The organism is Jiella sp. M17.18 (assembly GCF_041027365.1).
Taxonomy (GTDB): domain Bacteria; phylum Pseudomonadota; class Alphaproteobacteria; order Rhizobiales; family Rhizobiaceae; genus VKMB-3413.
Genome location: NZ_JBFTEH010000026.1, coordinates 6,755 through 14,862, shown reverse-complemented (window position 1 = coordinate 14,862; position 8,108 = coordinate 6,755). Strand labels below are relative to the sequence as shown.

The 8,108-nt window shown below is 62.8% G+C and carries 7 protein-coding genes and 1 pseudogene; 7 read left to right on the top strand and 1 reads right to left on the bottom strand.

Features of this window, described 5'->3' with window-relative positions; genetic code table 11:
• Positions 1 to 254 precede the first annotated feature (254 nt).
• The 4 genes from AB5S17_RS22875 to AB5S17_RS22860 all read left to right on the top strand — a co-directional run bounded on the left by AB5S17_RS22875 (position 255) and on the right by AB5S17_RS22860 (position 3,942).
• Complete coding sequence (locus tag AB5S17_RS22875; protein WP_369243496.1) at positions 255 to 1,085, top strand: ABC transporter permease; 831 nt, start codon at positions 255 to 257, stop codon at positions 1,083 to 1,085.
• A 7-nt stretch (positions 1,086 to 1,092) separates the two neighbouring features.
• Positions 1,093 to 1,860, top strand: coding sequence for an ABC transporter ATP-binding protein (locus tag AB5S17_RS22870; protein ID WP_369243495.1), 768 nt, complete (start codon positions 1,093 to 1,095; stop codon positions 1,858 to 1,860).
• Between the two features lie 363 nt (positions 1,861 to 2,223).
• On the top strand, positions 2,224 to 3,108 hold the full coding sequence (rfbA, locus tag AB5S17_RS22865) for a glucose-1-phosphate thymidylyltransferase RfbA (protein ID WP_369243497.1): 885 nt from the start codon (positions 2,224 to 2,226) through the stop codon (positions 3,106 to 3,108).
• Positions 3,109 to 3,498: 390 nt separating this feature from the next.
• Positions 3,499 to 3,942, top strand: a complete 444-nt coding sequence (locus AB5S17_RS22860; protein WP_369243494.1) for a hypothetical protein — start codon at positions 3,499 to 3,501, stop codon at positions 3,940 to 3,942.
• 266 nt (positions 3,943 to 4,208) lie between these two features.
• Here the strand turns inward: AB5S17_RS22860 and AB5S17_RS22855 are convergent.
• A pseudogene (locus tag AB5S17_RS22855) lies at positions 4,209 to 4,436 on the bottom strand (IS5/IS1182 family transposase); the annotation flags it as partial.
• 411 nt (positions 4,437 to 4,847) lie between these two features.
• Between AB5S17_RS22855 and AB5S17_RS22850 the strand changes: the two are divergent.
• From AB5S17_RS22850 to AB5S17_RS22840, 3 genes are all read left to right on the top strand, one after another.
• Positions 4,848 to 5,486, top strand: a complete 639-nt coding sequence (locus tag AB5S17_RS22850; RefSeq protein ID WP_369243493.1) for an AAA family ATPase — start codon at positions 4,848 to 4,850, stop codon at positions 5,484 to 5,486.
• Positions 5,483 to 5,791 carry a hypothetical protein gene (locus tag AB5S17_RS22845; protein WP_369243492.1) on the top strand — a complete coding sequence of 103 codons (309 nt, stop codon included), beginning with the start codon at positions 5,483 to 5,485 and terminating at the stop codon, positions 5,789 to 5,791. The genes AB5S17_RS22850 and AB5S17_RS22845 overlap by 4 nt, the downstream gene beginning before the upstream one ends.
• A gap of 297 nt (positions 5,792 to 6,088) precedes the next feature.
• Complete coding sequence (locus AB5S17_RS22840) at positions 6,089 to 7,327, top strand: replication initiator protein A (protein WP_369243491.1); 1,239 nt, start codon at positions 6,089 to 6,091, stop codon at positions 7,325 to 7,327.
• Positions 7,328 to 8,108 lie beyond the last annotated feature (781 nt).

The window sequence follows — 8,108 nt, the reverse complement described above, 5'->3', positions numbered from 1 at the left end:
TGCATTCAGAACCCTCGATCGCAAATCCTCGCTCAGCGCTCTCGCCATCATCCACCTCCATCGAGGCAGACTTTGAATCAGACCAGGGCGAAACCGTCACATCACATCCGATTCATCGATCGAGGGACGTGCTCTAAACCGGCGAGGGTAGCATATAACACCGGAGACGCTGCTTCATGTCCGATTCCAATTCTGTTAAGAGCCGCTCGACGCAGTGATTTCGGAGTAGAGCCCTGCCCGCAACAACCGTTGAAATGCCCGCGGCTACCGTTCACTACGATGCGGCGAGCTATCGGCAGTCCCCCATCCGCTCCACCCTGGCAGACCTCTTTGCCGGGCTGAAGCTGGTCGAATTATGGGGAACCATGGGATGGCTCGATATGCGTCAGCGCTATCGCCGCTCGATCATGGGGCCGTTCTGGGTGACGCTCAGCCTCGCCGCCTTCGTCGGCGGCCTCGGCATCACCTATGGCGCGCTGTTCAATATGCCGCTCCAGGAATATTTGCCCTATCTGAGTGTCGGAATCGTCGTCTGGACCCTGATCTCCGGCTTCCTGATGGAGGGATGCGGCACCTTCACCGACGCCGAGGCCGCGATCAAGCAGATGCCGGCGCCGCTTTCGGTGCATGTTTTCCGTCTGATCTGGCGGTCGCTGATCATCTTCCTCCACAATGTCATTATCATCGTGCTGGTGCTGATCATTTTCGGCATCAATCCAGGCTGGGCCGGCCTGATGTCGCTGGTTGGTCTCGGTGTCGTCGTCATCAACGGCGCGGCCTTCGGCCTTCTGCTCGGCACGCTCAGCGCGCGTTTCCGTGACATTCCTCCGCTGATGAGCAACGTCGTCCAGACGCTGTTCTTCGTGACGCCGGTGATCTGGCGCGCCGATAACCTCCAGGCCCGCAAGGTAATCGCGGACTGGAACCCGCTTTATCATCTAATCGAACTGGTCCGCGCGCCGATCCTGACCGGATTCCCAACGGCAGTTAACTGGGAGTTCTCCCTCCTGTTCACCGCTGTCAACTGCTTGATTGCCCTTCTGTTCTACGCGCGGTTCCGCTGGCGGATCCCTTATTGGCTGTAAGAGTGACGTGAATTCCATCCAGCTTCAGAATGTCAGTGTCAGCTTTCCGATCTACGGCGGCTCGGCTCGATCCCTGCGCAACCGGATCGTCTCAAGCGCCACAGGCGGGCGGGTCGGATCGGATTCGCGCCAGCGCACTTGCGTGGAGGCCCTCAACGACATCTCCCTTTCGGTCAGCCATGGCGAACGCGTCGCGCTGATCGGCCACAATGGTGCCGGCAAGACGACGCTTCTGCGCGTTCTCGCAGGCATCTACCCGCCGCAGATCGGATCCATCCTGATCCGGGGCCACATCGCGCCTCTGTTCGACATCAACTTCGGCATGGATTCTGATGCCACCGGCTATGACAACATCCGGCTGCGCGGCCTGTTTCTCGGCCTTTCACGGAGCCAGATCGAGAGCCGGCTGGAGGAAATCGCTGATTTCACCGAACTCGGACCGTTTCTCGACATGCCGATCCGGACTTATTCGGCGGGCATGCAAACGCGCCTGTCCTTCGCCGTCTCGACCAGCATCAATCCAGAGATCCTGCTTCTCGACGAGGGTCTCGGTGCCGGCGACGCGGCCTTTCTCGACAAGGCACAGCAGCGGATCCAGTCCTTCATCGCGCGGGCCGGCATCCTGGTCTTGGCTTCCCACAGCGAGGCTCTTCTGTCGCGCCTTTGCACGCGGGCGGTTCGGCTCGAGCACGGTCGTATCATCGACGACGGGCCGTATGACGAGGTGATGGAGCGTTATACCGGCAAGAAAGCCGAGGCCGCCGCCTCGGTCTGACGGGTGCAGTACGAAGCAATCGAGGCGATCGCACTTGTTCCCCCGACGCGACCGAAGCTGCATGTCGGCGAACACGGCCCAGGCCGTGCCGGAGACGGACGCCGAGCCTCATAGTTGCGTGCGTCTTTTGACGCCTTTCGCAGCACCAGAAGGCGAAGTTCTGGCGGTTCCCTTGCAGAGCATCGGCCTGCTTGTGCCGCACCGAGTGAAACCGATCGCAAGCAATGCCTCGGTCTTGCGGTCCGGCGGCAAGCCATCTTTCTCTGGAAGCATTTGGCTTCGGCGGCTTTTCCACATAAAGAGGGCGGAACAGGCAACGAAGCGGGCGCTCCAGCGCACACGGGAACGACACCAGAAGAGGGATTGGGCGTGAAGGGCATTATCCTCGCCGGCGGCAGCGGAACGCGGCTTCATCCGATGACGCTGACCGCATCCAAGCAGCTCCTGCCGATCTACGACAAGCCGATGATCTATTATCCGCTGTCGACGCTGATGATGGCCGGGATCCGCGACATTCTGGTGATCTCGACGCCGCACGACCTGCCGCGCTTCCGCACGCTCCTCGGCGACGGCAGCCGCTGGGGCCTGCAGCTGGCCTATGCCGAGCAGCCGAGCCCCGACGGTTTGGCGCAGGCCTTCCTGATCGGGGAAGACTTCGTCGCCGGAGAGCCCTGCGCGCTTATCCTCGGCGACAATCTGTTCTACGGCCACGGCCTGCCCGAGTTGATGGTTTCGGCCCGCGAGGCCGTGGTCGGCACGGCGGGCGCGAGCGTCTTCGCCTACAAGGTTTCCGATCCCGAGCGCTACGGCGTCGTCGACTTCGACGCCGGGGGACGGGCGACCTCGATCGAGGAAAAGCCCGAAATGCCGCGCTCGCAATGGGCGGTCACGGGTCTCTATTTTTACGACGAGCGGGCCTCGCGTCTCGCCGCTACGCTGAAGCCGTCGCCGCGCGGCGAACTCGAGATTACGGACCTCAACCGGATCTATCTGGAAGAGGGAACGCTGACCGTTTCCTGCATGGGCCGCGGCTATGCCTGGCTCGACACCGGCACGCCTGATTCTCTCGTCGAGGCGGCCGAATTCGTTCGCACGCTGGAGCATCGCCAGAGCTTCAAGATCGCGTGTCCCGAGGAGATCGCTTATCGCCTTGGCTATATCGACACCGCAGCGCTGCGTTCCCTTGGCAAGGGGCTCGGCAAGAGCGGTTATGGTCAGTATCTTCAGCGCATCGCCGACGAAGCCTGATCCGCAATGGAAGCCGGCGTCGACGCCCACCGCCTCGCCTAATATCGATTACTCGGGCGGCACGGCGATGAGGCGAGCCGGTGGTGCCGGCGAGACCGGCCAGCCGCCGCGTTAGGTTGAATGGCGGTCCGGTCTTAGACAGATGTGAGACGGTTGCGCCGAGAGAGGGGTTCTCCGACGCTCGGGTTGCTGAAGCTCGAGATCAAAGGGTAACCTCAAGCAGGTTTTCGGTCTGCACGGCCACGTTATCAGAGGCGGCAAAGTCGCGTCACGCCTTGAAGCTGTGAACCGGCGTGGAATAAGCCGTTTGGACGCCGAAGCGGGGTCCCGCTCCAACGCCGTTTGACAGCCAAGCCCTCCAATTATGCCTGGAACCTCCCCGGCCCGCGCATGGTCCAGGTCGCCAAGGTTGAGGAAAAGGGCAGCGATGCGAACCTCGCGAGCCACCTGGTGCGCGATGCCATGCTCGATCGCTTTTACGAAGCCTTCGTCATCTCCAATGACACCGATCTCATCGAATCGATCCGGATCGTGACGCAGGAGGTCGGGAAGCGGGTTGGGCTGGTCGCCCCCCGTCGATCGCGCGGGAGCGAGGCGCCGATCCCCTCGCCAAGCCTTCGCGCTGTCGGCTCCTTCGTTGTCTATGTCGACGATGTCGACCTCAAAGGCTTCCTCGGAAAGGCTCGGCCGCGGATCATCCAGGCCCTCCTGGATCCGCCGCTTCAGCAGCTCTTTCCCCAGATCCGGGTATTTTTGGAGGTCGTAGGCTTCCCGCAGCATAACGAACACGGCCTCCCGGGGATCAAGGAAAGTCCCCTCCCCTACCAGGCCTAGCAGCCAGTCTGCCAAAGCCGGTGGTAGGTAAGCCTCGAAGCGTAAGCCGCCCTCTTTGGCCATGTCACGCAGGGCGTGCGCCTGGGCCACCGCCGCGGCTCGCTCGTCCGCTGACGGCCAGCTGGACGCCTCGAAGTACCGCGGCTTTTGCGGGTGTTGTCGCGGATCAGGCCGCGGGCCAGAGGCTGTGGCCTTGGTGGGATATGATTTTCGGCGCTGTCCGCCGATCCGCTGCTTGAGCACGCCGAACTCGGCGCTTCCTTCCCTCATGCGGGCTCACTTCGCCCCTGTTGCCAGACCAGTCGCATGAGGTTGTAGGCAAGGTTCGCCATGCCGATCTTCATCTCGGCGCGCACGATGCCGATGGTGCGCACGAACAGCGCCATCGGGCCCTTCTGGCGGGCGAAGACATGCTCGATCGCCGAGCGGATCCGCAAGCGTCGACCATTGGCCCGGGATGTTCTCACGCTCATCGGCCGCCCTTTCGGCTTCCGGTAAACGAAAACGGTCATGGGTGAAGGCATAGCGGTTCAGGGCGACAGCGGCACACCCCGATAGGGCTATACCGGCACACGACCAGGTCGAGTTGAATCCGGCGTCTGAAGGAAGTCCCCTTCCCGGCGACATGATTGGCGTGCCAGATGTTCCAGGCGGAAGGTCACCCAAAGTTCTGACTGGAGGGGTAAAGCGGTGCAGCCCTATAATGGTAACGGTATCAGCAGTGTCCCGACCCACAATGCGGTCGGCGCTCCCGGAGCGCCGCGGCGCAACCTTCACACCAGCATAACGGCATACCCCTATACTGGCACAGGGCCACAGCTGCGTGCAGCTTTGGCGCTACACCGTTACGCCTGTTTAACGGCTTGCCGGTATGCTTGTGTGCCGGTTCAGGGGTAAAACACGGCATGCACATCATCACATTGACCACCCAGAAGGGCGGCGCGGGCAAGACCACGCTGGCCACCGTGCTGGCCGTGGCCGCGCAGGACGCCGGGGAAAAGGTCGTCATGTTCGACCTGGATCCGCAGCGATCCCTGGTGACCTGGGCGGAAACCCGCGAAAGCGCGGCGCCCCACGTCGAAGCGTTCCCGGCAGAAAAGATCGCCCAGCTGCCGGACATGGTCCGCAGCCTGTCCAGGACGTTTACCGTCGCCATCCTTGACACCGCGGGCGCCGACAACACGGCGACCCACAAGGCGATGGAGGCGGCCACGCTGTGCGTGGTGCCGCTCCGCCCGACCCGGCTGGACGTCAACGCCGTCCGCCCGACCGTGCAGGCGATCCTGCGCGGCGGCACGCCGTTCGCCTTCGTCCTGAACCAGTGCCCGTCCCAGCCGAACAACTCGCGCGCCGCCGAAATGGCCGCCGGGCTGGCGGCGATCGGCAGCCTAGCCGAGCCAATCATCGTCCAGCGCGCCGACTACCAGGACGCCTACGCAGTGGGGCAGGGGGTCACCGAATACGCGCCCAACGGAAAGGCGGCCGACGAGGCCCGCCGCCTGTGGGACTGGATCGCCAAACAATCGAAAGGAACAAACGCATGAGCCGCGCCGCCAAAGAACGCCCGTCGGTATTCTCCGACATCGGCATCGCCATCAAAAATCCGGAGCAGACGCCCGACAGCGGCGAAACTGTCGTCCAGCTCGCGCCCCCCAAGCCGGAGAAGGCCGAGAAGGAGGTCATCAAGACCAGCACCTACCTGCCGCGCCCCGTGCACGACGTCCTCCGCGAGATCGCCTTTCATGAACGCAGCAAGGTCCACGACCTGCTGATGGAAGGGATCGAGCATATCCTCAAGACCCGCCGCCACCCGAGCGTTGCCGAGCTGAAAGAGCGCAGCGATGCCTGAGGGTATACCCGCATGCCGTCATACCCCTACACCGCTGCAGGGGCGGCCACCGCTCCGCGGCGCCAGCTCCGGCGCACCCGCCCCGCAGGGCTGTGCCTCCGCAGCGGCGCGCTGGGTCGTACCGCAGGCGGACCCCGCGGCCGTCATCCCGAAGAGCAGGGCAGGGGTGTAGCCCTATGCCGCTACAGCGTCACAGCGGCACAAAAAGCCCGGAAAGGCCCGGCAATGCACACCTTTTCTGCCGCAGGAACGGGCAATCCGCTTTAGCGAATCGCGGTTTGGGGCCATTGTCGCCGCATGAGTCGCTACAAGCTCACTCTTCTCGACCGGGCCGCCTTCGCGGCGCTCTCGCTGCACGAGAAGAACACCTACCTCCAAGGCGTCGTCAAAGAGATCCAGACGGCCCGCGGCGAGCCGTTCCAGCCGCTCGACAAGGACGCCCTCAGCCGCCTCCGCCGGTTCTACGCCCGCCGCAGTTTCGCAGACCTCCGCCTCGATAGCATCAAGGAAGACGGCCTGCGCAGCGCCCTCGGCAGCTGGGGCGAGGCCATCCACATGGGCGAGGTCAAGAAGGCCATCACCCACGAGGCGCCCAGCGTGCCGCGGCCGATCATCCGGCCCGCGCCGCTCGACGACGACCAGCTGATGTTCTTCGTCCCGGCCGTCCACGACGCCCCGGTCAAGGACGACCTCAACCTCATGGACATCGCGCCGTTCTCGCTCTCCAAGACCGTGCGCAGCGGCGTGCTCCGCTACGAGCTGAAGGACAGCATCGTCACCATCGAGGGCGGCGCCGACGTCGGGCTCGCCACCGCCTACGACTACGACATCTTCATCAACATGGTATCGCACCTCGCCGCCGAGGTCCGCGACTATCACATCTCCCAGAAGAAGGGCCTCCGGCCGAGCCTTCCGGCCCGGGTCTACCGCCCGTCCGCGGCCGAGCTGCTCAAGTTCTGCCGCCGCAACCTCGGCGGCAAGCAGTACCTCGAGCTGGAAAAGGCCCTCGACCGCCTGCAGGCGACACGCATCAAGATCACCAACCTCAACGACGGCAAGCGCCGCGAAACCGAGGCCTTCCCGCTGATCGGACGGTTCAAGGTCGTCAGCCGGACAATCCAGGACAAGATCGACCAGGTCGAGATCGAGATCCCCGCCTGGGTCTACGACGGCGTGGTCACGCCGAACGGCAAGCCATCGATCCTGACCCTCAATCCGGATTATTTCCTGATCGCGCGGCCGCTGGCCAAGTTCATCTACCGCCTGGCGCGCAAGGCCGCCGGGGAAGGGGAGGCGTTCTACCGCGTCGAGGACCTGCACTACCGCAGCGGCTCGAAACTCCCGGCCCACAAGTTCAATCAGGCGCTCGAGCAGCTGGTTGAGGCCACCAAGATGGAGCCGCTGCCCGACTACGATCTGGAGCTCCGCAAGGGCGAGCGCGGGCCCGTGCTGTACATGCAGAACCGCAAGCGGCTGCCCGATCAGGCAGCACCGACACACTGCCAAAACGCCGTACATCACTCCGGGCTGTTTTGACAAAAGCTCTGCCCGGCGGTGCCTTTCCGGGAAATTCTGCCAAAATAGCGTACATCAATCCGTGCTCTTTTGACAAAAACGGTGTGGTGCCAGCGCCGCACCGGCCGTTGTCAGAACGCCGTACATCATTCCGCCAAAACGGGGGGACCGGGCGGAAGGGGGCTGTGGATAACTCGAGATTTCTGGCAAAGCGACCGTACATCACTGCCGCCAAAACCGTACATCATTCCGTCAACGCCGTACATCATTCCGTCGTGACCGTACATCGTTCCAAAAACAGGTCCTAACGTCTTGAATCAGCAGAAGAATTTTTTCTTAAAACTATAGATAAAACTAGAAAAACCAATTAAAAACGCCTTACGGCTCTTTTTGTCATTTTTAATTTTGTCTTTCTGACCCGTCGACCCCTCGCGACGAAGACGCCAGGAAGCCCGGGTCGCGTTCTCTGACCGAAGCTGGACATATTCGTCCCGGAACGAGAAACTAAGCGGCGACAGTCCGGATCGACCGGAATAACGCGTCGACATCATGTCTATGGTTGTGCGAAAATTCGTTGACTATCGCGCTGTGAGCGCACAATCCGGTAGACGATGACAATTGCTAAGAGGCCAGAGTTTTCCATCCGAAGCCTGCGTCTGGCGTTAAACGCACTGCCGAGGGTGCTGTGTGAATCGGCGTGGAACCTTTTCAAAGCCCTTGACAGCCCGGCACATCATGCGCGCCGGCGGCAAACCCACATGCAAGCTACGACCGCGTGCGACGGCAGGTGGGGGGGGGGGGG

Coding starts and splice junctions, on each gene's coding strand:
- AB5S17_RS22840 (WP_369243491.1), top strand. CDS start 6,089: ATGAGTCGCTACAAGCTCACTCTTCTCGACCGGGCCGCCTTCGCGGCG.
- AB5S17_RS22860 (WP_369243494.1), top strand. CDS start 3,499: ATGGTCCAGGTCGCCAAGGTTGAGGAAAAGGGCAGCGATGCGAACCTC.
- AB5S17_RS22845 (WP_369243492.1), top strand. CDS start 5,483: ATGAGCCGCGCCGCCAAAGAACGCCCGTCGGTATTCTCCGACATCGGC.
- AB5S17_RS22850 (WP_369243493.1), top strand. CDS start 4,848: ATGCACATCATCACATTGACCACCCAGAAGGGCGGCGCGGGCAAGACC.
- AB5S17_RS22875 (WP_369243496.1), top strand. CDS start 255: ATGCCCGCGGCTACCGTTCACTACGATGCGGCGAGCTATCGGCAGTCC.